The organism is Acidovorax facilis (assembly GCF_023913775.1).
In the GTDB taxonomy this organism is placed as follows: domain Bacteria; phylum Pseudomonadota; class Gammaproteobacteria; order Burkholderiales; family Burkholderiaceae_C; genus Acidovorax; species Acidovorax facilis.
This window is the reverse complement of sequence record NZ_JAMXAX010000371.1, coordinates 1-255: the sequence shown is the minus strand read 5'-3', so window position 1 is coordinate 255 and position 255 is coordinate 1. Positions and strand designations below refer to the sequence as shown.

Here is a 255-nt window from a genome sequence, read left to right as displayed (position 1 = left end):
TCAACGAAGTGGCGCGGCAGTCGGGCGTAGGCATGCTGCTGCAAGAAGAGGCGATCCCGGTGAAGCCAGAGGTGGATGCGGCCTGCGAGCTGCTCGGCCTGGACCCGCTCTACGTGGCCAACGAAGGTAAACTTATCGCAGTGATTTCGCCCGAATCGGCCGAAGCAGTACTGGCTGCGATGCGTGCCCATCCGCTCGGTGCCGATGCTGCTCGCATCGGCGAAGTCACGGTCGACCCGCACCATTTCGTGCAGA

The 255-nt window shown here is 63.1% G+C and carries 1 protein-coding gene; it reads left to right on the top strand.

Going from position 1 to position 255, the window contains the following annotated elements; all coding sequences use genetic code 11:
- The coding region (locus tag NFX52_RS31535; protein WP_252636040.1) for an AIR synthase-related protein at positions 1 to 255 on the top strand (255 nt) is incomplete at both ends.